Origin of the sequence: Burkholderia anthina, from assembly GCF_902498995.1 — a bacterium.
In the GTDB taxonomy this organism is placed as follows: Bacteria; Pseudomonadota; Gammaproteobacteria; order Burkholderiales; family Burkholderiaceae; genus Burkholderia; species Burkholderia anthina.
Window position 1 is genome coordinate 68,314 of sequence record NZ_CABVLY010000023.1, and the last position, 22,049, is coordinate 90,362.

General features: G+C 65.8%; 27 protein-coding genes. 5 read left to right on the forward strand and 22 right to left on the reverse strand.

Annotated features, from left to right (window positions below):
* Positions 1-108: 108 nt before the first annotated feature.
* Positions 109-1,074, reverse strand: coding sequence for an ABC transporter substrate-binding protein (locus tag BME24068_RS26035; protein WP_174927833.1), 966 nt, complete (start codon positions 1,072-1,074; stop codon positions 109-111).
* 333 nt (positions 1,075-1,407) lie between these two features.
* On the opposite strand from BME24068_RS26035, the gene BME24068_RS26040 reads away from it, so the two are divergent.
* Entirely contained in the window at positions 1,408-1,716 is a 309-nt protein-coding gene (locus BME24068_RS26040; RefSeq protein WP_174927834.1) for a VF_A0006 family four-cysteine protein, read from the forward strand.
* Positions 1,717-1,735: 19 nt separating this feature from the next.
* Here BME24068_RS26040 and BME24068_RS26045 read toward each other — a convergent pair whose 3' ends face one another.
* The 3 genes from BME24068_RS26045 to BME24068_RS26055 all read right to left on the reverse strand — a co-directional run bounded on the left by BME24068_RS26045 (position 1,736) and on the right by BME24068_RS26055 (position 5,304).
* Positions 1,736-2,065 (reverse strand): DUF1493 family protein, encoded by a 330-nt coding sequence (locus BME24068_RS26045; RefSeq protein WP_203368152.1) that lies wholly within the window; start codon positions 2,063-2,065, stop codon positions 1,736-1,738.
* A 506-nt stretch (positions 2,066-2,571) separates the two neighbouring features.
* A complete protein-coding gene (locus tag BME24068_RS26050) occupies positions 2,572-3,387 on the reverse strand; it encodes a MetQ/NlpA family ABC transporter substrate-binding protein (RefSeq protein WP_174927835.1) in 816 nt (271 codons plus the stop codon).
* A 276-nt stretch (positions 3,388-3,663) separates the two neighbouring features.
* The gene (locus BME24068_RS26055; protein WP_174927836.1) at positions 3,664-5,304 is read right to left on the reverse strand and encodes a methyl-accepting chemotaxis protein; all 1,641 of its coding nucleotides are present in this window, start codon (positions 5,302-5,304) and stop codon (positions 3,664-3,666) included.
* A gap of 209 nt (positions 5,305-5,513) precedes the next feature.
* Between BME24068_RS26055 and BME24068_RS26060 the strand changes: the two genes are divergently transcribed.
* Positions 5,514-5,804: a YciI family protein gene (locus BME24068_RS26060; RefSeq protein ID WP_039321616.1), complete on the forward strand. Its 291-nt coding sequence runs from the start codon at positions 5,514-5,516 to the stop codon at positions 5,802-5,804.
* Between the two features lie 158 nt (positions 5,805-5,962).
* Here BME24068_RS26060 and BME24068_RS26065 read toward each other — a convergent pair whose 3' ends face one another.
* The 5 genes from BME24068_RS26065 to BME24068_RS26085 are packed head-to-tail and all read right to left on the reverse strand — an operon-like array spanning position 5,963 to position 10,045.
* Positions 5,963-6,580, reverse strand: coding sequence for an SCO family protein (locus BME24068_RS26065; RefSeq protein ID WP_096507394.1), 618 nt, complete (start codon positions 6,578-6,580; stop codon positions 5,963-5,965).
* 18 nt (positions 6,581-6,598) lie between these two features.
* Positions 6,599-7,501, reverse strand: coding sequence for a heme o synthase (cyoE, locus tag BME24068_RS26070; RefSeq protein WP_174927837.1), 903 nt, complete (start codon positions 7,499-7,501; stop codon positions 6,599-6,601).
* A gap of 8 nt (positions 7,502-7,509) precedes the next feature.
* Positions 7,510-8,622, reverse strand: coding sequence for a COX15/CtaA family protein (locus BME24068_RS26075; RefSeq protein ID WP_096507396.1), 1,113 nt, complete (start codon positions 8,620-8,622; stop codon positions 7,510-7,512).
* Positions 8,623-8,647: 25 nt separating this feature from the next.
* On the reverse strand, positions 8,648-9,274 hold the full coding sequence (locus tag BME24068_RS26080) for an SCO family protein (RefSeq protein WP_096507397.1): 627 nt from the start codon (positions 9,272-9,274) through the stop codon (positions 8,648-8,650).
* A 60-nt stretch (positions 9,275-9,334) separates the two neighbouring features.
* The gene (locus tag BME24068_RS26085) at positions 9,335-10,045 is read right to left on the reverse strand and encodes an SURF1 family protein (protein ID WP_239007782.1); all 711 of its coding nucleotides are present in this window, start codon (positions 10,043-10,045) and stop codon (positions 9,335-9,337) included.
* Between the two features lie 84 nt (positions 10,046-10,129).
* On the opposite strand from BME24068_RS26085, the gene BME24068_RS26090 reads away from it, so the two are divergent.
* Entirely contained in the window at positions 10,130-10,339 is a 210-nt protein-coding gene (locus BME24068_RS26090) for a twin transmembrane helix small protein (RefSeq protein ID WP_096507399.1), read from the forward strand.
* A 186-nt stretch (positions 10,340-10,525) separates the two neighbouring features.
* Here the strand turns inward: BME24068_RS26090 and BME24068_RS26095 are convergent, their stop codons facing one another.
* The 8 genes from BME24068_RS26095 to BME24068_RS26130 all read right to left on the reverse strand — a co-directional run bounded on the left by BME24068_RS26095 (position 10,526) and on the right by BME24068_RS26130 (position 17,588).
* Positions 10,526-11,383 carry a cytochrome c oxidase subunit 3 gene (locus tag BME24068_RS26095; RefSeq protein ID WP_096507400.1) on the reverse strand — a complete coding sequence of 286 codons (858 nt, stop codon included), beginning with the start codon at positions 11,381-11,383 and terminating at the stop codon, positions 10,526-10,528.
* Positions 11,384-11,521: 138 nt separating this feature from the next.
* On the reverse strand, positions 11,522-11,722 hold the full coding sequence (locus BME24068_RS26100; protein ID WP_096507401.1) for a DUF2970 domain-containing protein: 201 nt from the start codon (positions 11,720-11,722) through the stop codon (positions 11,522-11,524).
* Between the two features lie 16 nt (positions 11,723-11,738).
* Positions 11,739-12,347 carry a cytochrome c oxidase assembly protein gene (locus BME24068_RS26105; protein WP_174927839.1) on the reverse strand — a complete coding sequence of 203 codons (609 nt, stop codon included), beginning with the start codon at positions 12,345-12,347 and terminating at the stop codon, positions 11,739-11,741.
* A gap of 35 nt (positions 12,348-12,382) precedes the next feature.
* Positions 12,383-12,523 (reverse strand): cytochrome oxidase small assembly protein, encoded by a 141-nt coding sequence (locus tag BME24068_RS26110; protein WP_174927840.1) that lies wholly within the window; start codon positions 12,521-12,523, stop codon positions 12,383-12,385.
* A 78-nt stretch (positions 12,524-12,601) separates the two neighbouring features.
* Positions 12,602-14,209, reverse strand: coding sequence for a cytochrome c oxidase subunit I (ctaD, locus tag BME24068_RS26115; protein WP_096507404.1), 1,608 nt, complete (start codon positions 14,207-14,209; stop codon positions 12,602-12,604).
* A gap of 43 nt (positions 14,210-14,252) precedes the next feature.
* The gene (gene coxB, locus BME24068_RS26120; RefSeq protein WP_174927841.1) at positions 14,253-15,845 is read right to left on the reverse strand and encodes a cytochrome c oxidase subunit II; all 1,593 of its coding nucleotides are present in this window, start codon (positions 15,843-15,845) and stop codon (positions 14,253-14,255) included.
* 57 nt (positions 15,846-15,902) lie between these two features.
* Positions 15,903-16,427, reverse strand: a complete 525-nt coding sequence (locus tag BME24068_RS26125) for a DUF2244 domain-containing protein (RefSeq protein ID WP_096507406.1) — start codon at positions 16,425-16,427, stop codon at positions 15,903-15,905.
* Between the two features lie 195 nt (positions 16,428-16,622).
* A complete protein-coding gene (locus BME24068_RS26130) occupies positions 16,623-17,588 on the reverse strand; it encodes a methyltransferase domain-containing protein (RefSeq protein WP_096507407.1) in 966 nt (321 codons plus the stop codon).
* Between the two features lie 82 nt (positions 17,589-17,670).
* Here BME24068_RS26130 and BME24068_RS26135 point away from each other — a divergent pair, with 82 nt between their 5' ends.
* Together BME24068_RS26135 and trmL are read left to right on the forward strand one after the other, a co-directional pair.
* Complete coding sequence (locus BME24068_RS26135) at positions 17,671-18,450, forward strand: phosphoribosyltransferase family protein (protein ID WP_174927842.1); 780 nt, start codon at positions 17,671-17,673, stop codon at positions 18,448-18,450.
* 107 nt (positions 18,451-18,557) lie between these two features.
* The gene (gene trmL / locus BME24068_RS26140; protein WP_174927843.1) at positions 18,558-19,028 is read left to right on the forward strand and encodes a tRNA (uridine(34)/cytosine(34)/5-carboxymethylaminomethyluridine(34)-2'-O)-methyltransferase TrmL; all 471 of its coding nucleotides are present in this window, start codon (positions 18,558-18,560) and stop codon (positions 19,026-19,028) included.
* Positions 19,029-19,064: 36 nt separating this feature from the next.
* On the opposite strand, the gene BME24068_RS26145 is transcribed toward trmL, so the two are convergent.
* The 5 genes from BME24068_RS26145 to BME24068_RS26165 all read right to left on the reverse strand — a co-directional run bounded on the left by BME24068_RS26145 (position 19,065) and on the right by BME24068_RS26165 (position 21,973).
* Positions 19,065-19,589, reverse strand: coding sequence for an O-acetyl-ADP-ribose deacetylase (locus BME24068_RS26145; RefSeq protein ID WP_174927844.1), 525 nt, complete (start codon positions 19,587-19,589; stop codon positions 19,065-19,067).
* A 93-nt stretch (positions 19,590-19,682) separates the two neighbouring features.
* On the reverse strand, positions 19,683-20,681 hold the full coding sequence (locus tag BME24068_RS26150; protein WP_096507411.1) for an NAD(P)H-dependent glycerol-3-phosphate dehydrogenase: 999 nt from the start codon (positions 20,679-20,681) through the stop codon (positions 19,683-19,685).
* Between the two features lie 26 nt (positions 20,682-20,707).
* Complete coding sequence (gene secB, locus BME24068_RS26155; protein ID WP_096507412.1) at positions 20,708-21,187, reverse strand: protein-export chaperone SecB; 480 nt, start codon at positions 21,185-21,187, stop codon at positions 20,708-20,710.
* 106 nt (positions 21,188-21,293) lie between these two features.
* Entirely contained in the window at positions 21,294-21,554 is a 261-nt protein-coding gene (gene grxC, locus BME24068_RS26160; RefSeq protein WP_011886111.1) for a glutaredoxin 3, read from the reverse strand.
* The gene (locus tag BME24068_RS26165; protein ID WP_027785516.1) at positions 21,551-21,973 is read right to left on the reverse strand and encodes a rhodanese-like domain-containing protein; all 423 of its coding nucleotides are present in this window, start codon (positions 21,971-21,973) and stop codon (positions 21,551-21,553) included. The genes grxC and BME24068_RS26165 overlap by 4 nt, the downstream gene beginning before the upstream one ends.
* Between the last annotated feature and the right edge of the window lie 76 nt (positions 21,974-22,049).

Consider the following 22,049-nt stretch of genomic DNA (forward strand, 5'->3'; position numbering starts at 1 on the left):
GGACGTGTACGGCCGGGTGAAGCGGACGGGCGGCCCCGGGTGGGAGCCGCCCGTCCGGCGAGGTTGTCCAGGCCCGGATCGGGCCTGCAAGCGCGGCGGTCGGACCGCTTACTTGATGACCGTCTTCGCTTCCTTCACGAGATCCGGCGACAGCGTGACGCCCTGCTTCGCGGCCGCGCCCGTGTTCACGAACAGCTCGAGGTTGCTGCTCGTCTCCGACGCGATCGCGCCCGGCTTCTCGCCCTTCAGGATGCGCGCGACGATCTTGCCGGTCTGGCGGCCGAGGTCGCCGTAGTTGATGCCGAGCGCCGCGATGCCGCCGCGCTTCACGCTGTCGGTGTCGCCGGCGACGAGCGGGATCTTCGCTTCGTTCGCAACCTTCACGAGCGCTTCGTACGCGGACACGACGTTGTTGTCGGTGTTCGTGTAGATCACGTCGACCTTGCCGATCAGGCTCTTCGCGGCCGGGCCGATGTCGACGGTGCGCGGCGCGGCCGCTTCCTTCAGCGTCATGCCCTGCTTCGCGAGGATCTCCTTGAGTTCCTTCACGACCACGACCGAGTTCGCCTCGCCCGGGTTGTAGACCATGCCGACCGTCTTCGCCTTCGGCACGACGCGCTTGATCAGCGCGACCTGGCGGTCGAGCGGCAGCTTGTCGGATACGCCCGTCACGTTGGTGCCCGACGGGCCCCAGCCCTTCACGAGCTGCGCGGCGACCGGATCGGTCACGCCCGAATAGACGACCGGCACGCTCTTGGTCGCCGCGACGACCGACTGTGCGGCCGGCGTCGCGATCGCCACGATCACGTCGGGCTGGTCGCCGACGAACTTGCGCGCGATCTGCGCGGCCGTGCCCGTATTGCCCTGCGCGCTCTGGTATTCCCACTTGAGCTTGTCGTCGCCGTAGCCTTCCGCCTTCAGTTCGGCACGCACGCCGTCGCGGATCGCGTCGAGTGCCGGATGGTCGACGATCGACAGCACCTTGACCGTCTGCGCGTGCGCAGCGCCGGCGAATGCCAGTGCGGCCACGCCGGCCGTGATCGAACGGATCGCGAAAGTCTTGAAACGCTTCATGGGTGAGTCTCCCCCGTATTTGTGTCGGTTCTGGATGATGGATTCCCGCCGCCGTCATGCAGGTGCCGGCGCACGCAATGCAGCGGCACCGGCCTCGCGCGGGCCCCGGGAAGGCGCGCGGCGGCGAACGCATGAGAATACCATTTCCGCAGACCACCGCCTGACTCCGCGCTTTCGCACGACAGCCCGGCGCACACCGGTGCCGTGACACGTCGAAACGCGCGAGACGCCCGGCCGGCGGCAGTTTGCGCCAGGGTGGGTGCAACGCGTCAGCCACTGTCGAGGCTTTACGTTATCCTGTCGATCGACCCAGTCCACGCCAGCGGAGGGCAGATGAAACCGGGGATCCATGCCGCCGCATTCGCGGCCGTCGCGCTGATGCTGCCGGGCGCGGCATTCGCGCTGACCGACGGCAATGCGCCCTACGACGATTGCATGCTCAACGCGCTGCGCGAGAGCCGCAACGGCGCGGCGGCCCAGTTGATCCAGCGCTCGTGCGACGCGCTGTACCGCAACAACGCGATGCTGCTGCCGCGCGAGCGGCGCTATCACGAGTGTGTCGTGCAGTCGCTGCCGGGCGTGCGCGACAACTACGCGATCCAGCAGATCATGGCGATCTGCTCGCGGCGCGGCGAGATGTGAGGGCGGCGGCGCGTGCCCGTCAACTGTAGAGCCAGCGCCCTGCTTTGGCCGAAACGATCAACATCCGAACATTCAGGTCCGGAACCTGATGAATTACCCTCTTCTTGAAGGGATTGATCAAGTCAAGCAATGAGGAATCGTCCTCCGGATAATATTTTTTGATGTCGAATCCACTCATATCGACATTAAATTCCTTCGAATACGCCGCCATCACCTCTTCGACCTCAGCCGCATCAAAACCCAGATCAACATCCAGATCGGTGTTCTCAGTTCCACCCTCGCCCCCTGACAACAGATAAAACCCGGACATCCCCCTCACAAAATCGATTATCCGGCGATCGATATCCACCACAATCCGTCCCCCTCTCTCGCAACTCTGTTGCAGTGACTCACCGCCTTGCAAGGAATGGTTAGAACGTCACTCGCGAGAGCGCCCCATCCGATCTTGAACTGCCTTTTCAGTCTACCGAAGACATACGACCACGACATAAAGACATTCCCGCCGATCCGCTGACAATTCATGTCGCGACGATCGTGCAATATCCCGAGAGATCGCTCTTATTTGGCTCGAGTGAGCAACGACGGGGCTCGGCGGGATGCCAAGGAGGAAAAGCGCATACCGATTCCGCGTTCGAGCAGCGGCACGCTGAACCGATGCCAACCTGACAGACCGTTACGAAACCGTACCGATCGGATAAGCGCAAATGCAATGAGCGATCTTCAAGTCGCCCCTGCATCTCGCAAGCGCGTCAGAGCTACGCAGCCAACGCATGCGCAGCAGCAACGGAACGCCGCCTGTCGCATATAAAAAAGGCCTGCACGTGTGCAGGCCTTCGTTCGGTCAACCGATCGCGCTCAGAACGACGCGACCATCGAGCCCTTGAACTGCTTGTTGATGAATTCCTTCACTTCACGCGACTGGTACGCCTTGACCAGCTTCTTCACCCACGGCTGATCCTTGTCCTTCGCGCGCACGGCGATCAGGTTCGCGTACGGGCTCGTCAACGATTCGAGCGCGATCGCATCCTTGGTCGGCTGCAGGTTCGCGGCGATCGCGTAGTTCGTGTTGATCACGGCTGCGTCGACGTCCGACAGCACGCGCGGCAGTTGCGCGGCGTCGAGTTCGGAAATCTTCAGCTTCTTCGGGTTATCGGCGATGTCGAGTACCGTCGCGTTGTTGCCGCCCGTGCCGGCGCCGGCCTTCAGCTTGATCACGCCTTGCGTCTGCAGCAGCAGCAGTGCGCGGTTCTCGTTCGACGGATCGTTCGGCACCGCGAGCTTCGCGCCTTGCGGCAGATCCTTCAGCGACTTGAACTTCTTCGAGTACACGCCCATCGGCGAGATGTAGGTCAGGCCCGCGCTGACGATCTTGTAGCCGCGCTGCTTCACCTGGCTGTCGAGGTAGGGCTGGTGCTGGAAGCTGTTCGCGTCGAGGTCGCCCGCGTCGAGCGCCGCGTTCGGCTGCACGTAGTCGTTGAACTCGATGACCTTCACGTTCAGGCCTTCCTTCTCCTTCGCGACCTTCTGCACGACTTGCCACACTTCCGAATCCGGACCGGCAACCGTACCGACCTTGATCACCTTGTCTTCGGCGTGCGCGCCAGCCGACAGCGTCAGTGCGGCACCGGTGGCCAGCACGGAAAATACCTTCAGGAGACTGCGACGCTTCATCTGTTTCTCGCTTTCTTGCTAACTGAAAATGGGGGCGCGATACGGGTATGCCCCGACTCGCAGGAAGGGGCAAATGGTGTCACAGGATGAGCCGTAAGTGAAATACATCCCGCTCATATGGGTATGCACCGCGACGGTGCTGGCGGGGGCTGTGCGAATTGGCCGTTAGTTGCGTTTAATGAGGCGAAGGAGCGACCTTCCTTTGCGAACTGCCGGCCGGGCACGATGCTTCATGGCGCCGTGCCCGCCTTCGTCGATAGCAGCACGCTGCCGCGGTTACGCGGCGACCGCTTCTTCCGCGGGCTGCACGCCGAACACCGGTTCGCCCGTCCGCCCGCCGGCGCGATGCGACGCGCCACCCCCGTCGCCACCACCGACCCGGAACGCACCGACCGCGTCGCGCAGCCGCCCGGCCTGCTCCTGCAGCGACGCAGCGGCCGCTGCGGCCTCCTCGACGAGCGCCGCGTTCTGCTGCGTGACCTGATCCATCTGCGTGACGGCACGCCCGACCTGCGTGATGCCGCTCGCCTGCTCTTCGGATGCGGCCGCGATCTCGCCCATGATGTCGGTCACGCGCGCGACCGCCTGCAGGATCTCGCCCATCGTCGTGCCGGCCTGGCCGACCAGCGTCGAGCCGTTGCGCACGCGCTCGACCGAGTCGACGATCAGCTCGCGGATCTCCTTCGCGGCCGTCGCGCTACGCTGCGCAAGCGAGCGCACCTCGCCCGCGACCACCGCGAACCCGCGCCCCTGCTCGCCGGCGCGCGCGGCCTCGACCGCCGCATTCAGCGCGAGGATGTTGGTCTGGAACGCAATGCCCTCGATCACGCCGATGATGTCGGCGATCTTGCGCGAGCTGTCGTCGATCTCGCCCATCGTGCCGATCACGCGGCTCACGACGTCGTTGCCCGCGCGCGCGATCTCCGATGCGTTGTTCGCGAGCCCGCTCGCCTGCCGCGCGTTGTCGGCGTTCTGCTTCACCGTCGCGGTCAGTTGCTCCATGCTCGCGGCCGTTTCTTCCAGCGACGCGGCCTGCTCCTCGGTACGCTGCGACAGGTCGTCGTTGCCGGACGCGATCTCGCGGCTCGCCGATGCAATCGATTCGGCCGACTGGCGGATCCCGCCGATCGTCGCCTGCAAGCGCGCCTGCATGTCGCGCATCGCCGCCATCATGCTCGTGCTGTCGCCGTCGCGCACGGGCACCGGCCGGCTCAGGTCGCCCTGCGCGATACGGATCGCCAGCGCGGCCGCTTCGTCCGGCTCGCCGCCGAGGCTGCCGCGCACGTTGCGGATGATCACGAGCATCGCCGCGCTGATCACGAAACCGATCACGAACACGACCGCGAGGTGACCGAACAGCGTCCGGTAGTAGACGGTATCGATGTCCTTCAGGAACACGCCGCTCGAGATGTTCCAGTCCCACGGCGCGAAGCGCGTGACGTAGCTGATCTTCGGCACGGCCGTCTCGCTGTGCGGCAGCCGTCCGCGATACTCGGCGAAGCCGCTGCCGGTCGCCTTCGCGGCATTCAGGATCGTGACGAACAGCGGCTTGCCGTCCGGATCGAGATAGTCGCCGACCTGCGTGCCGACGAGCTTCGGCAACGTCGGATGCATCAGCACGACGGGCTTCGAGTCCATCACGAACACGTAGCCCGCATCGCCGTAGCGCATCGCGGCCAGGCTCGCGAGCGCCTCGCGCTTCGCGTCGGCCTCGGGCAGCGTGCCGTTCTGCGCGAGTGCGTGATACGCGCTCACGATGCCGGCCGCCGAGTCGACGAGGTTCGCGATGCCTGCCTTGCGTTCGGCGAGCATCGTCGCGCGCGTCTCGTACGCGCTCCACGCGCCGACGCCGAGAAGGCCGACCCATACCAGCGCAAGCGCGAGCCACAGCTTGCGGTTCAAACTCATTCTGCTCATCTGCATGCCTCTCGTCGATATCGATGCCCGGAATGCGCGCGACGGTCTCGACCGCGCGCAAACGGTTGCTTCCATATTTACGGCAGCGACGCTTACAACTTGAATACACGCGGCCGGCACGCGAAGCACGGCACGACACGGAACGGCCGCTGTGCTACAAAGACCAGTTGGCCGGCACGCACCGCGCCGGCGACATTCCAGGGCCATCCATGTACGTCATCGACATCCACTACACCGCGTCGCTCGAGCGCATCGACGACGCGCTCGAACGCCATCGCGCGTATCTGCAGCCGCTGCTGGAGCGCGGCATCTTCATCGCGGCAGGGCCGAAGGTGCCGCGCGAAGGCGGCGTGATCCTCGCGGCCCGCATCGATCGCGACGAACTGGACGCGATCCTGAAGACCGATCCGTTCGTGACCGAAGGGCTCGCGACCTATCGCGTGACCGAATTCAGGATCACGCGCGCGGCGCAGGGCTTCAACGTGCCGGCGCTGCCGTAACGCGCTCGGGCGCGGCGGATGTGCATGCACGTACGCGCCGCGCGCCGCGAAGCGGTGACGGCAATTCGAGGGGGAGCAGGAAGCATGCGTGACGGCGCGTCGAGGCCGTCACGCGTATCGCCGGGCGAGCGCCCGGGCGATCAGGCGGCGCGCGCCGCTCAGTCGACCAGCAGTTTCAGGTCGTGGACCCACGGGCCGGGGCCCTGGCCGTCGCGCACGAACAGGCGCAGCTTGCCGTCGCGATCGAACACGTAGCTCGCGGCGGTGTGATCCATCGTGTAGCTGCCGGGCGTCTTGCCGGGCACCTTCGCGTAGTACACGCGGAAATCCTTCGTGACCTTCTTCAGCTGCGCTTCGTCGGCCGGCCGCAGGCCGATGAACGACGGATCGAACGCGGGCACGTACTGGCCGAGCAGCGCGGGTGTATCGCGCTCCGGATCGACGGTGACGAACAGCACCTGCACCCGCTTCGCGGCATCCGGCCCGAGCTGCTTCAGCGCCTCGGACAATTCGGCCATCGTCGTCGGACAGACGTCCGGGCAGTGCGTATAGCCGAAGAACATCACGACCGCGCGGCCCTTGAAGTCGGCCAGCGTGCGCACCTTGCCGGTCGTGTCGGGCAGCGAGAAATCGGTGCCGAACTGCGTGTTGCCGGTGATGTCGAGATTCTGGAATTTCGGCGCGTTGTCGCATCCGGCGAGCAGCAAAGCCGCCGCGAATGCGCACGCCAGCATCCAGCCTTGGCGCGCGCGGCGCCCGAACCGTGAATGGAGCATTGCGTTCAAACCGTGCAGTTACACGCCGAGCAGCGGACGTGCATAGTGATCGACGAGCAGCGCGGCGAACAGCAGCGACAGGTAGACGATCGAATAACGGAAAGCCTTGCGGGCGAGTGCGTCCGAGTAATCGCGGTAGATCTTCCACGCATACGCGAGAAACACCGCGCCGAGCAGCACCGCGCTCGTCAGATAGACGGCCCCGCTCATCCCGGAGATGAACGGCATCAGCGTGACCGCGAACAGGATCACCGTGTACAGCAGGATGTGCAGCCGCGTGAACTTCTCGCCGTGCGTGACGGGCAGCATCGGCAGCCCCGCGTTCTCGTAGTCCTTGCGGCGATAGAGCGCGAGCACCCAGAAATGCGGCGGCGTCCACACGAAGATGATCAGCACGAGGATCCACGCGTCGCCCGGCACCGCGCCGGTGACCGCGGCCCAGCCGAGCGCCGGCGGCATGGCGCCCGATGCCCCGCCGATCACGATGTTCTGCGGCGTCATCGGCTTGAGCAGCAGCGTATAGATGACCGCGTAGCCGACGAACGTCGCGATCGTCAGCCACATCGTCAGCGGATTCGTGAACGTATAGAGCATCCATGCGCCGACGCCGCCGAGCACGGCGGAGAACAGCAGGATCTGCGGCGTCGTGATCTCGCCGCGCGCGGACGGACGCCACGCGGTGCGGCGCATCATCGCGTCGATCTTCTGCTCGACGAGGCAGTTGATTGCGAACGCGGCGCCGGCCAGCAGCCAGATGCCGACCGTGCCGCCGATCAGCACATGCCACGGCACCATGCCCGGCGTCGCGAGAAACATGCCGATCACCGCGCAGAACACTGCGAGCTGCGTGACACGCGGCTTCGTCAGCGCCATGTACTGCGAAAACCGGCTACCGGGCGATTGGGAAAGGGTGCTTTGCATGGGGACGGTCACGCCGGGGCGGCGTCGCGCGCGGGCTGCACGACACGGCCGGGGCGGCTTGAAAGGATGCGAAAGTTTAACATGACGACGAGCAGCAGCAGGATCGCGGCGCCGCCGTTGTGCGCGACGGCCACCGGCAGCGGCCACTGCAGCACGATGTTGGTCAGGCCCGTCACGAACTGCAGCAGCACGACCAGCAGCACGCCGTTCGCGGGCCGCCGCAGCGACGCGAAGCGGCGCATCTTCAGCGCGAACGCGACCAGATACGCGACGACGACGAACGCGAACGTGCGGTGCGTCCAGTGGATCGCGACCAGCGCGTCCTGCGTGATCGCCTCGCCGTCCTGCGTCATCCCGAGCGCGCGCCACAGATGGAAGCCCTGGCCGAAGTTCATCGGCGGGATCCACTGCCCGTTGCAGGTCGGGAAATCGGTACACGCGAGTACCGCGTAGTTGGTGCTCACCCAGCCGCCGAGCGCGATCTGCACGACCAGCAGCACGAGCGCCGCGAGCGCGGCCGCGCGGTAGCGACCGGCCTCCGGATCATGCGACGGCAGCGGCGTCTGCCGCGCCGCGAGCCAGCCGAGCGTGCCGAGCAGCGTCAGACCGAGCAGCAGATGGGTCGTGACGATCACGGGCTGGAGCTTCATCGTGACGGTCCAGGCGCCGAACACGCCCTGCACGACGATCAGCAGCAACAGGCTCGTCGGCCACCACGGCGACACGTGCAGCGGCCGGCGGCGCAGCCGCGCGGACCACGCGATCACGACCTGCGCGATGATCAGCACGCCGATCGCCATCGCGAAATAGCGGTGGATCATCTCGATCCACGCCTTCGTCATGCTGACGGGGCCGGTCGGCATCGCCTGGTGCGCGGCCGTGATCGCGGCGTGCGCGATGAACGGCGACGACGTGCCGTAGCAGCCGGGCCAGTCCGGGCAGCCGAGGCCCGAATCGGTCAGACGCGTGAAGCCGCCGAACATCACCAGATCGAGCGTCAGGAACGTGGTGATCCACACCAGCTTGCGGAACTTGTTGTCGTCGGCCTTCACCCACACGTACGACAGCGGCAGCAGCGCGATGCAGAAGCCGATCAGGCCGAGTTGCAGTAGATACGACATCGAATGTTTGCCTCGTTGTCTCGCCTTAACCGATGCTCGACCACTTCAGCAGCTTCGTGACGTCCGTCTTGATCTTGCTGGGGTTCGGGTTCTTCGGGAAACGCATCATCAGGTTGCCGTTCGGGTCGACCATATAGAGATGGTCGGTGTCGCGCGTGCCGGCATCGGCCGGCAGCCACGCGGCCACCGCGGCCGGATCGGCGACCAGCCGGCGCGTGTCGGGATAAGCGTCCAGCACCTTCTGCGGAATCGCGCCCGCATCGCTGCGCAGCCACACCATCGTGATCCGGTGCCGCTCGCCCGCCTGCGTGACGCGGATCTGGCGCATGAAATAGAGCTTTTCCGCGCATGCGTCGTCGCACGCGCTGTCGTCGGTCATCACGAACAGCCACACGCCGCGCAGCGACGACAGCGGGACCGTCTTGCCGGTTTCGTCGGTGACCTGCAGATCGGCCGGAATCGGCCGCTGCGGCTCGATCAGCGTGCCGTAATTGGTCGAGCCGCCCTTCGGCTTGATCACGTAATAGGTGAAGTACGACGCGAGTATCGGCGCCGCGCACACGAGGCCGAGCAACACGAGCATCCAGCGGCCGCGCTTGCGGGCCGCCGGAGAAATCGGCGCCGCGGCCGAACCCTGACGGGAAGATTGCATGGACAAATCAAACCTCTCGAAACGAACCCGCGGCATGGCCGCCGCGTCCGGGCATCGCGCTCACGCGCCGGCCGACTTCTTCGCCGCACGCCGCGCGGCGTACAGACCGAAACCGAGCGCAGCCGCCGCCATGGCCCACCACTGAAACATGTAACCGTAATTGCGCTCGACGCCGGTCGTCGCCGCCGGCCAGTCGCGCACGAGTTTGTCGCCGTCGTCGCTCGTCTGCTGGATCACGAACGGCTGCAGCGGCAGCCCCGTTTCCTTCGCATACGCGCCGACGTCCAGGTTCTGCCGGATCTTCTGGTGCGCGGCCGAACCGCCTTCGCCGAGTTCGAACGCGCGCGACGCATCGGCGCGCGCGATACCCTCGATCTCGACTTCGCCGGCAGGCGTCGGAAACGGCTCGATCGCCGTGCGATCAGAGATGTTGCGCGGCAGCCAGCCGCGGTTGACCAGCACGACGCCGCCGCCCGTGAGTTTAAACGGCATCACGACGTAAAAACCCGGCTGGTCGTTATACGGCCGATTGTCGAGGAACACCGCTTGCTCCGGCACGAAGCGGCCGGTGGCTCGCACGCGGTGAAATTCGATCGACGCCAGCGGCATCGGCTGCGCACCGACATCGACAGGCGCCGCGTGCTCGTAGCGGACGATATTCGCCTGCAGCGCTTCCTTCTGGTGCGCGCGGTCGCGCTGCCAGAAACCGAGACGGATCGTGACCGCGACGACGATGAGGATCAGCAGCGCGGGCAGCAAACGGATCTTCATCATGCCGCCCGCCAGGCACATTCGCGAAAGCGAAGTGCGATAATTATCCGCTTCCTTTCGAATTGCCGTCGTCCGGTTCGTGTCATGCACATACTCGTTCCTATTGCCTTCGTCCTCATCATCGCCAGCATGGGCTCGGCACTCTACTTCATGATGCACGACCGCGGCCACACGAAACGCATGGCCTGGTCGCTCGCCACCCGCGTCGGGCTGTCGATCTCGCTGTTCCTGTTCATCCTGCTCGCGAACTGGATGGGCTGGATCCATTCGACCGGCCTGCCGATCGGGCGTTGATGCATTCGCCACGGCGGCCGCCGCAGCCGCTGTGACATTTCGCCGCACAGCCGCGCCACCAAGCAAAAGCGCCGCCTGACTGAGTCGCGGCGGCGCCGGGGTGGCGTTGAGCACAAGCAGCCAGCCGCTGCTCCGTCCCCGCCAATGAAAACGGCCCGCGCATCGCTGCGCGGGCCGTTGTTGCATTTACAGCCAGTAGACGACGACGTACAGGCCGAGCCAGACGACGTCGACGAAGTGCCAGTACCACGCGGCCCCTTCGAATGCGAAGTGATGATCGGGCTTGAAGTGGCCGCGGATCATCCGCACCAGCACCACCGCGAGCATCGTGCCGCCGAGGAACACGTGGAAACCGTGGAAGCCCGTCAGCAGGAAGAACGTCGAGCCGTACACGCCCGAGTTCAGCGTCAGGTTCAGTTCGTTGTACGCGTGGTAGTACTCGAAGCCCTGCATGAACAGGAAGCAGATACCGAGCACGAGCGTCGCGGCCAGCCAGGCAATCGCCTTCTTGCGGTGATCGTCGCGCAGCGCGTGGTGCGACACCGTCAGCGTCACGCCCGACGACAGCAGGAATGCCGTGTTCAGCGTCGGGATCGGCCACGGGCCCATCGTCTTGAAGTGGCCGGCGAGCGCGGCGGGGCCTTCGTTCGGCCACACGGCGGAGAAATCCGGCCAGATCAGCTTGTAGTCGAGGCTGCCGAGCTGATGCAGCGCGATTTCACGCGCATAGAACAGCGCACCGAAGAACGCGCCGAAGAACATCACTTCGGAGAAGATGAACCAGCTCATGCTCCAGCGGTACGACTTGTCGACGTTCTTGCCGTAATGACCGCCTTCCGACTCGGAAATCGCATCGCCGAACCAGTGATACAGCGTGAAGAGCAACCACAGCAGGCCAACCAGCGCCGTGTACGGAGCCCAGTCGTGACCGTTGATCCACAGCGCCACCGACCCGAGCATGACCAGCAGGCCGATGGCCGCGCTGATCGGATGCTGCGACGGATGCGGCACGAAATAGTACGGGGTCTGGTTTTGACCGCTCATGCTTGATTCTCCACTTCAGTCCAATTTGTGTACCGGAAACCGCTCCGGCTTTATTTCTTGCGCGGCGCGACCGCCGCCGCTCTTTCCCGCACGCAGCGCCGAGGCGCCGCGCACTGCATTCTTTCGTGGCCGCGGGCGTCAGCCCACGACCGCGCGCACGATCAGGATCAGCACGCCGATGAACATGCCGGCCGCGATCAACGCGACGATCAGCACGTGCAGCGGATTGAGCTGCGTCGCGTCGGCCTCCAGATCGCGCCGCTTGCGCACACCGAAGAACGACCACAACACCGCCTTCAGCGCCTGGCCGAACGTGCCGTTCCGCCTGGTCTCCGTCATCGCCCTGTCTCCGTCGTCACGCGCCCGGCGTCGTCGCGCCCTGCGCCGCCGTACTGCGCTGCGCCGGCGCCGACGCGGCCGGTGTATTCAGTTCGAAGAACGTGTACGACAGCGTGATCGTCTTCACGTCCTTCGGCAGTTTCGGATCGATCACGAACACCACCGGCATCCTGCGCGACTCGTTCGCGGCCAGCGTCTGCTGCGTAAAGCAAAAGCACTCGATCTTCTTGAAGAACTCCGTCGCCTGCTTCGGCGCGTAGCTCGGAATCGCCTGCGCGACCACCGGCCGGCCCTGCCCGTTCGTCACGTCGTACATGATCGTCGTCAGTTCGCCCGGATGCACGTCGAGGCTGTTGTGCTCCGGCTTGAAGCCGAGCGGGCCGCGTGCATTCGCATCGAATTCGACCGACACCGTACGGCTGTAGTCGACCTGCGAATTCTTTGCCTCGCGTTCGCTGACGTCGCGCTGCACCAGGTTGTTGATACCGGTGACCTGGCAAATCGCGCGATACATCGGAATCAGCGCGAAGCCGAAGCCGAACATCAGTGCGGCCACGACGAAGAGCTTCACCAGCATCGAACGATTGAATGCGCGATCGACGGCGCCCTCTTCCGGCTTCGACATACGACTGCTTCCTCGTTACTACGTCAGTTACTGCATCAGTGTGTGGACAGCCACCACTGCTTGATCACGACACTCACAAAAAAAACGGCGGCGACGACGAGCAGGATGAGGCCGAGCCGCTTGTTGCCCGCGCGAATCTGCTCGGGCGTACGTCTTTGTTGTGGATTCCGGTTCATCTGAAACTTCGCTGAAATTTCAATTCGGCGCCCGCCGCGCCTGCCTGCACGGCAGGCAGCGGCGGAGCGCGGTGAAACTTATTCGACGTGCGGCGGTTGCTCGAACGTGTGGAAGGGAGCCGGGCTCGGCACCGTCCACTCGAGGCCCGTCGCGCCATCCCACGGCTTGTCCGACGCCTTTTCCAGCTCGCCGCCGCCACGGTAGGCCGGCAGCGCGACCGCGAACAGGAAGTACACCTGCGCGAGGCCGAAGCCGAATGCGCCGATCGTCGCCACCTGGTTGAAGTCCGTGAACTGCGCCGGGTAGTCCGCATAGCGGCGCGGCATGCCCGCGAGACCGACGAAGTGCATCGGGAAGAACGTCAGGTTGAAGAAGATCATCGACGACCAGAAGTGGATCTTGCCGCGCGTCTCGTTGTACATCCAGCCCGTCCACTTCGGTGACCAGTAGTACCAGCCCGCGAACAGCGCGAACAGTGACCCGGCCACCAGCACGTAGTGGAAGTGCGCCACCACGAAGTAAGTGCCGTGGTACTGGATGTCGAGCGGCGCCATGGCCAGCATCAGGCCCGTCAGGCCGCCGAACGTGAACACGAACAGGAAGCCGATCGCGAACAGCATCGGGGTTTCGAGCGTCATCGAACCGCGCCACATCGTCGCGAGCCAGTTGAACACCTTCACGCCCGTCGGCACCGCGATCAGCATCGTCGCGTACATGAAGAACAGCTGACCGGTGACCGGCATGCCCGTTGCGAACATGTGGTGCGCCCAGACCATGAACGACAGGATTGCGATCGAAGCCGTCGCGTACACCATCGAGCTGTAGCCGAACAGCGTCTTGCGCGCGAACGCCGGGATCACCTGCGACACGATCCCGAACGCCGGCAGAATCATGATGTACACCTCGGGGTGGCCGAAGAACCAGAAGATGTGCTGGTACATCACCGGGTCGCCGCCGCCTGCCGCGTTGAAGAACGACGTGCCGAAGTGGCGGTCGAACAGCACCATCGTGATCGCGCCCGCCAGAACCGGCATCACGGCGATCAGCAGGTACGCCGTGATCAGCCACGTCCATGCGAACATCGGCATCTTCATCAGCGTCATGCCCGGTGCGCGCATGTTCAGGATCGTCACGACGATGTTGATACCGCCCATGATCGACGATGCACCCATCAAGTGGACCGCGAAGATCGCGAAGTCCATGCCCGGGCCCATCTGCGTCGACAGCGGTGCGTACAGCGTCCAGCCGGCGGCCGTCGCGCCACCCGGCGCGAAGAACGAACTGACCAGCAGCACGGCTGCAACCGGCAGCAGCCAGAAGCTGAAGTTGTTCATCCGTGCGAACGCCATGTCCGATGCGCCGATCTGCAGCGGAATCATCCAGTTCGCGAAACCGACGAATGCCGGCATGATCGCGCCGAACACCATGATCAGGCCGTGCATCGTCGTGAGTTCGTTGAAGAACTCCGGACGCATGATCTGCAGGCCCGGCTCGAACAGCTCGGCACGGATGCCGAGCGCCATCACGCCGCCCGACAGGAACATGATGAACGAGAACAGCAGGTACAGCGTACCGATGTCCTTGTGGTTGGTGGCGAACAGCCAGCGCCGCCAGCCGTGCGGTGTTTCGTGCGCGTGGTCGTCGTGCGCGTGGTCCGCGGCTACGTCGTGCCCGATGCTAGACATGAGAATCTCCTAATGCGAATACGTCGACTAACTCAGCGACACGTCAAGCCGCCGGGCCGATCTCGACACGCCGGGCTTCCTTCGCGTCTGCCCCGCCCGTGATCGTTTCCGGCTTTTTGAGAATAATGTGGTCTTCCGCCACGCCTGCTGCCTTCAATGCGTCGCGCACGGCTTGTGCACGATGCTTGGCCAGTTCGGCGTTCGCGTCGGCCGAACCCGTCTTGTCGGTGAAGCCCGACAGCGCGAGCTTCGCGTCCGGATGTGCCTTCGCATAGTCGGCCGCTGCGGCGATCGCTGCTTTCGCATCCGCCGGCAGCACGCTCTTGCCCGTCTCGAAGTAGATCGTCGACAGGGCGGCCGATGCCGACGCCGCCGGCTGCTCGGCTGCGCCCGACGCGGCTTGCGCCGGTGCCGAGGCGGCTTCCGCCGGCGCCGCTGCGCCTGCCGTGTCTTCCGGCATCTTGCCGTTGCGCGCATCAGCCACTTGCTTCGGCTGCAGCAGATCGTTCTTGTGGTTGCCCCACGAATTGCGCTCGTACGTGATGACCGATGCGATATCGAGGTCCGACAACGATGCCCACGACGGCATGGCCCCCTTGCCGTGCAGCACGCGCTCGACGTGGCCGGCGATCGGGCCGTTCACGATCGGGCTGCCGTCCATTGCCGGGAATGCGCCGAGACCCTTGCCGTTCACCTGGTGGCAGGCCGCGCAGTTCGCCTTGTAGACGTCCTCGCCGTGCGAGACGAGTTCGGCCATCGTGTAAACCTTGTTCGGATCGACCGCCGCGCCGGCCAGCTTGGCCTTCTGCGCCGTGACCCACTTCGCGTAGTCGTCTTCCGACAGGACTTCGACCACGACCGGCATGAACGCGTGTTCCTTGCCGCACAGTTCGGTACAGAAGCCGCGGAACGTGCCGACCTTGTCAGCCTTGAACCACGTGTCGCGCACGAAGCCGGGGATCGCATCCTGCTTCACGCCGAACGCGGGCACGTACCACGAGTGGACGACGTCGTTCGCGGTCGTGATGATGCGGATCTTCTTGTTGACCGGCACGACGAGCGGGTTGTCGACTTCCTGCAGATAGGTGTCGGTGATCGGCTTCTTGCCCATCACTTCGTCACGCGGGGTGCTGAGCGTCGACAGGAAGCTGATGCCCTCGCCCGGGCCCTTCACGTAATCGTAGCCCCACTTCCACTGGTAGCCGGTGACCTTGATCGTGAGGTCGGCGTTGGTCGTGTCCTTCATGGCGACGACGGCCTTCGTCGCCGGCAGCGCCATCAATACGACGATGATGAACGGCACGATCGTCCAGATGATTTCGACGGTCGTGCTTTCATGGAAATTGGCGGCCTTGAAGCCCTTGGATTTGCGGTGCGCGAAGATCGAATAGAACATCACGCCGAACACGCCGACGAAGATCACCGTACACAGGATCAGCATCATCGTGTGGAGATCGTAGAGCTCCTCGGCGATTTTCGTGACCGGCGGCTGAAAGTTGATCTCGTTGACGCGGGGGCCGCCCGGGCTATCACCGACCGCCAGAGCAGCGCCGGCAAAGAGCAATCCGCTGCATGCCAGCACGCCCGTGAGGGCTCGCTTGATTGTTTTCATAGCATCCTTACCCAAAATTTCCATTCAAACCCTCCCCCGTCGCAAGACGCCGGCCTCCTTGCGGCCGGTGCCCGCGCCTCGTCAGCCGCAGCGCCTGAGCGACACGCGCAGTTCGTCGGCGAACTGCGCACGCTTGTACTGCGCGAGATGCTGCCCGATTACGACGGTCTGCCCGCGCGATACCAGTCGAATCGGATCGCGTGGCGTCGCACCCGGCTCGACCCGCACCCAGCGCGGGTTGAATTCGATCTGCGTGAGCCGCTCCGCATCCATCCGCTCGATCACGAGCCGGTGCGGAAACAGCCTGATGCGCTCGTAATCGACTGCATGGCGAGCATAAATCGCAAATGCGACACCCACTACAAGCAACTCGATTCCGGTGAAGGGCATGACGAGCCAAGCCCCCCGCCACATCAGCAATGCCGCGATCACCAGCGAGAAGCCCGCGAGCGACGCGTAAAACAGCACGAACTGGCGCGGCGACACCGAACAATTGCGTTTCATGAGCCAGTCTGCGATGACCGGTTCATTGTTCGTCGTCTCCGCCAAAACCCTCGCTGCTTCCATCGCCGCCTCACGCGAATGGCATGCGATGCATGCCTGCATCGGACTCGTCGCCCCGTATTGCGGGGACCCCGGGACGACAAGCTGACGCATTATAGGCGGGTTCAATGGCATCCACAAGCAAGCGCCTATCGGCCCGCGAGCCAAGCGCCACAAGCTTCCCGGCCATTTTTGCCGCTAATTCGACCCCGCTTTGCGCCGCTAATTTCAGACATAACAAAACACCTCTTTACCGCTTTACCGATTCTTCGGACGTCCCTTGCCGATATCTTCGATACGCACGATCCCGTGCCCCTCGGCAGTCGTACGCGGCACGGCCTTCCACGCGTGGCCGTAGACCACCTCGAACGTCAGGGCAATCGTGCCGTCCGCGCGCCGGCGCGCCTCCAGCGCATCGCCGAGCGCCGCGCGAAAGCGCCGCGTCGCGCGCTGCGGCGTCGTGCGCTCGAACGGATAGGCGCCCCAGCGGCGCACGTCGGCCAGCAGGGAGTCGGGTGTCTTGTAGGTGACGGTGAGCACTTCCTGGTCCATCACCGGGATCTCGAAACCGCTCTCGACGAGCATGTCGCCGAGATCGTGCATGTCGACGAAATCGACGACGCGCGGTGCGGGCGGCGCGATGCCGAGCGCCGCTTCGGCATCCGCGCAGGCCGCGCGCAGCTCGCGCAGCGTGTCGGGGCCGAACGTGCTGAACATCAGCAGGCCGTTCACGCGCAGCACGCGCTGCCATTCGGGGAACACCGTATCGGGACGCGAATGCCAGTGAAGCGCGAGATTCGACCAGATCAGGTCGAACGCGCCGGCCGCGAACGGCAGCATCGAGAAATCGGCCTGCGCGACGCGCGGGCCGCGCTGGCCCAGCGCCCGGCCGAGCGAGGCCGGCAGCCAGCGGCGCCAGTTCGTCTGCTCGACCTCGCGCTGGCCCGCCCGCGCGAGCATCGCGCCGGACAGGTCGACGCCGAACACCGGAGCCTCGGGAAAGCGCGCGCGCAGTGCCGGCAGGTCGTCGCCCGGCCCGCAGCCCGCATCGAGCACGGCCGCCGGGCTCACCTTGATGTACTCGAGGCGCTCGTTCATCCGTTGCGCGATCTCGCGCGGCAGAAATGCGACCGCGTCGAACGAGGCGGCACGGCGATCGAAGATCCGCCGCAAACGCCGGGCGTCATTGGCCGGACGGCCGGGTGAAGTCGAAGCTGAGGACATGTCGGGCACACTGGCGAAGAGCCCGAAGTATACTCGCTCGCCTCGCAGCCTTCATCGAGGCGGGCCATCTGGAGTGTTTCCGATGGATCGCAGTTCCGCTCCGCACGCGATGCGCGTCGTTTTGTCGCAGGTCGGTGTGTTGCTTGCGCGCATCGTCGTGCACGCGCTGCCGAATCGATGCGCGCTGTGCGGCAATTTGTCACACAGCGTGATTTGCGCCGCCTGCGACGCCGCGTACTGGAATGAAGCGCGCTTGCGGTGCGACGTCTGCGCCGTGCCGCTGGGCACCGCGCGGCCGCGTTCGCGCGCGGCGGATTACCGGTGCGACGCATGCCGCGCGACGCCGCCGCCGTTCGATGCAACGCTCGCGCTCGCCGATTACCGCGCGCCGCTCGACGGGCTCGCGCGCGGCCTGAAGTTTCACGCGCGGCTCGCGCTCGGCGCGGAATTCGCGGCCCGGCTCGCGCAGCGGGTCAGCGATACGGACGACATGCAGCGCGCCGCCGGCTTCGACGTCATCGCGCCGGTGCCGCTGTCGCACGGGCGGCTCGTCGCGCGCGGCTACAACCAGGCATGGGCGATCGCGCGTCCGCTCGCGCGCCGGCTCGGCGTGCGCGCCGATGCGGCGCTGCTCGCACGCGTGGCCGAAACCGCGCCGCAGTCGCGGCTCGACCGGCGCGCGCGGCGGGACAACATGGTCGCGGCGTTTGCGGTGGCGGGCGACGTCGCCCGTCGCCACGTGGCGCTCGTCGACGACGTGATGACGTCCGGCGCGACGCTCGCGGCCGCCGCGCACGCATTGAAGGCAGCGGGCGCCGCGCGCGTGACGAATCTGGTTGCGCTGCGCACCGCCAGGGATTAATTAGATAGAGAGGCCGGCCGCCCGAACGCGGCCACGGCCGTCACGAACCGGCCGGCCGGGAAGGAATGCACGTTGCTCCGTCCCGGCCGGCCCAGCCAGACCCAACCATGTTCAACGTCGTCCTCGTCGCCCCCGAAATTCCGCCGAACACCGGTAACGTGATCCGCCTGTGCGCCAACACCGGCGCGCGCCTGCATCTGATCGAGCCGCTCGGCTTTCCGCTCGACGACGCGAAGATGCGCCGCGCAGGGCTCGACTATCACGAATATGCGGAAATGCGCGTGCACCGCGACTGGGACGCGTTCGTCGCGGCCGAAGCGCCCGATCCCGCGCGGATGTTCGCGTTCACGACCCGCGGCTCGGGCCGCTTCCACGATCACGCGTTCGTGCCGGGCGACTGGTTCGTGTTCGGTTCGGAAACGCGCGGGCTGCCTACCGGCGTGCTCGAGCGCTTTCCGAACGAACAGCGCGTGCGCCTGCCGATGCGGCCGGGCAATCGCAGCCTGAATCTGTCGAACACGGTCGCGGTGGTCGTGTTCGAAGCGTGGCGCCAGGCCGGCTTCGAAGGCGGCGCCTGACGCCACTGCAGATCGCGCGCCGCGCGGCCCGCCCGGCTAGATGCGCGCGAGCCGCGCGCGATACAGGTCGTAGATGTCGGAAGAAAAGCACGCGAACACCACGCGTGCGAGATTCGGCGCCTGCGGCAGCGTTTCCACGACCGTGCCGACCGCGATGTCGACGGCCTCCTCGGCCGGATAGCGGTATATGCCGCAGCTGATCGCGGGAAACGCGATCGACGTCGCGGCGACGTCCTCGGCCAGTTCGAGCGCGCGCCGGTAGCACGACGCGAGCAGTTCGGGCTCGCCGCGCCCGCCGCCATACCACACCGGGCCGACCGCATGAATCACGTAGCGCGCCGGCAGCCCGTGACCGCGCGTGAGCTTCGCGTCGCCGGTGTCGCAGCCGCCCAGCGTGCGGCACTCGGCCAGCAGGCCGGGGCCGGCCGCGCGATGGATCGCGCCGTCGACACCGCCGCCGCCCAGCAGCGAGCCGTTCGCGGCATTGACGATCGCGTCGACGTCGAGCGTCGTGATGTCGACGACTTGTGCGTCGAACGTGGTGGAACCGATCTGCAGCATGACATCCTCCCGAAACGCCGGAGACTGTTCAAGCGTAGTGCGCTTTGGCGCCGCGCGCATGGCGCGGGTGCATACGGCGACGGCGAATCGGCGTTATTCGGCGCGCGCGTCGCGCCGCAGCAGGCCGCTGACCGCATCGCGCGGCGCCACGCCGTCGAACAGCACGCCGCACACGGCTTCGGTGATCGGCATTTCGATCGATTGCGCGCGTGCGAGCGCAAGCACGGCCTGTGCGCAGCGCACGCCTTCGGCCACATGGCCGAGCGCGCCGAGGATGTCGTTCAGCGAGCGGCCGGCCGCGAGTTGCAGGCCGACCGTGCGATTGCGCGACAGGTCGCCCGTCGCGGTGAGGATCAGGTCGCCGAGGCCCGTGAGCCCGGTGAAGGTTTCCGCACGACCGCCGAGCGCGACGCCGAGGCGCGACATTTCGGCGAGGCCGCGCGTGACCAGCGCGGCGCGCGCGTTCAGCCCGAGCCCGAGGCCGTCGGCGATGCCGGTCGCGATCGCGAGCACGTTCTTGACCGCGCCGCCGACCTCGACACCGACCACGTCGTCGCCCGTATAGATCCGCATCGCGCCGTGGTGGAAGGCGGCGAGCGTGCGCTCGCGGCATTCGGCGGACGCGCTCGCGACCGTCAGCGCGACCGGCAACGCGAGCCCGACTTCGCGGGCGAAGCTCGGCCCCGACAGCACGCCGTTGCTGTGCTGCCCGGGCAACTCGGCCGCGATCACCTGATGCGGCAGCAGATGCGTGTCGGCCTCGAAACCCTTGCAGACCCACACGACGTGCGCGGGCACGCAGCCCGCGTCGCGCATCGCGCCGAACAGCGTGCGCAGCCCGGCCACGGGCGCGGCGATCACGCACAGCGCGTCGTCCGCGGCGCCGTGCGCGAGCGCGACGCCGAGATCGGCGTCGTAGCGCAGCGCATCGGGCAGCGCGATGCCGTCCAGATAGCGGGAATTTTCGTGCCGGGCCTGCAGCCCGGCGATCAGCGCGGCGTCGCGCGCCCAGAGAAGCGTATCGTGCCGCGCGGCCAGATGGCCCGCGAGCGCGGTGCCCCAGGCACCGGCGCCGAGAACGGCTACTTTCATACCCAGCACCGGTCCGGAGTGAAACGTCAGTTCAGCGTCGTGCCGTTCGGCGCGCCTGCTGCACCGGCCTGCTGCTGAAGCTGCTCGAGACGCTGCTCGTACAGCGCCTGGAAGTTGATTTCCGCCAGGTGGATCGGCGGGAAGCCCGCACGCGTGATCGCGTCGGCGATGTTCGAGCGCAGGTACGGGAACAGGATCGTCGGGCAAGCGATGCCGACGAGCGGGTCGAGTTGCTCGTCAGGAATGTTGCGAATGTCGAAAATGCCGGCCTGCTTCGCTTCGATCAGGAACGCGACCTTGTCCTTCACCTTCGCGGTGACGGTACCCGACACGACGACTTCGAACACGCTTTCGGCAAGGCGCTCGGCCTTGACGTCGACTTCGACTTCAACCGACGGCATGTCCTGCTCAAGGAAGATCGCCGGCGAATTCGGCTGCTCGAGCGACATATCCTTCAGGTAGACGCGCTGGATGTTGAAGAACGGTTGGTTTTCGACGTCGGACATGGTGTTTCCCTAAAAGTGGTGACGGGTCGGCCCGGCTTCACGCCGGCCGCCTCGGTTGAATCCTGCGCGCTCAGCCGCAGCGCGGCCGGCGGCCATTCTGCCCTAATCAGGCCGCTTGCAGAAGCGGCAGCAGGCCGCCTTCGCGGTCGAGCTTCGACAGATCGTCGTAACCGCCGACGTGCGTGTCGCCGATGTAGATCTGCGGCACCGTGCGACGGCCCGTGCGCGTCATCATTTCCTCACGGCGGGCCGGATCGCGGTCGATCAGCACCTTTTCGATCTGCTCGACGCCGCGCAGCTTCAGCAGGCGCTCGGCCTGCATGCAATACGGACACACCTGCGTGCTGTACATCAAAACCTTGTTCACTTCGCCACTCCTTGTTTGACGACCGGCATCCCGGCCTGCTGCCAGGCGGCGACGCCGCCCTCGAGCACGTGCACCTCGGCATAGCCTGCCGCCTCGACCTCGCGCGCCGCCTTCTGCGACTGCTGGCCGTTCTGGCAGACGAGCAGCACGGGGGTGCTCTTGTTCTTTGCGACCTGCGCAATTTTCGCGCCGATCTCGCCGGCGGCGACCTGGCGCGCCGACGGCAGGTGGCCGGCAGCGAAGTCGGACGCGGCACGCACGTCGATCACGACCGCGTTGCGGCGATTGATGAGCTGCGTTGCCTCCGCAGCCGACAGGCCGCCGCGGCCGCGGCGCAGGGCGGGCCATGCAAGCAGACCGCCGGAAACCACCAGGATCGCGATGAGGGCCAGGTTGGTGTAATTGGTAAAGAACGTCACGGAATTCCGCCGGAAAAAGAGAAATCGGAAAAGGACAATCCCGCCATTATAAAATAACCGTCTTGCGCGATGGCGG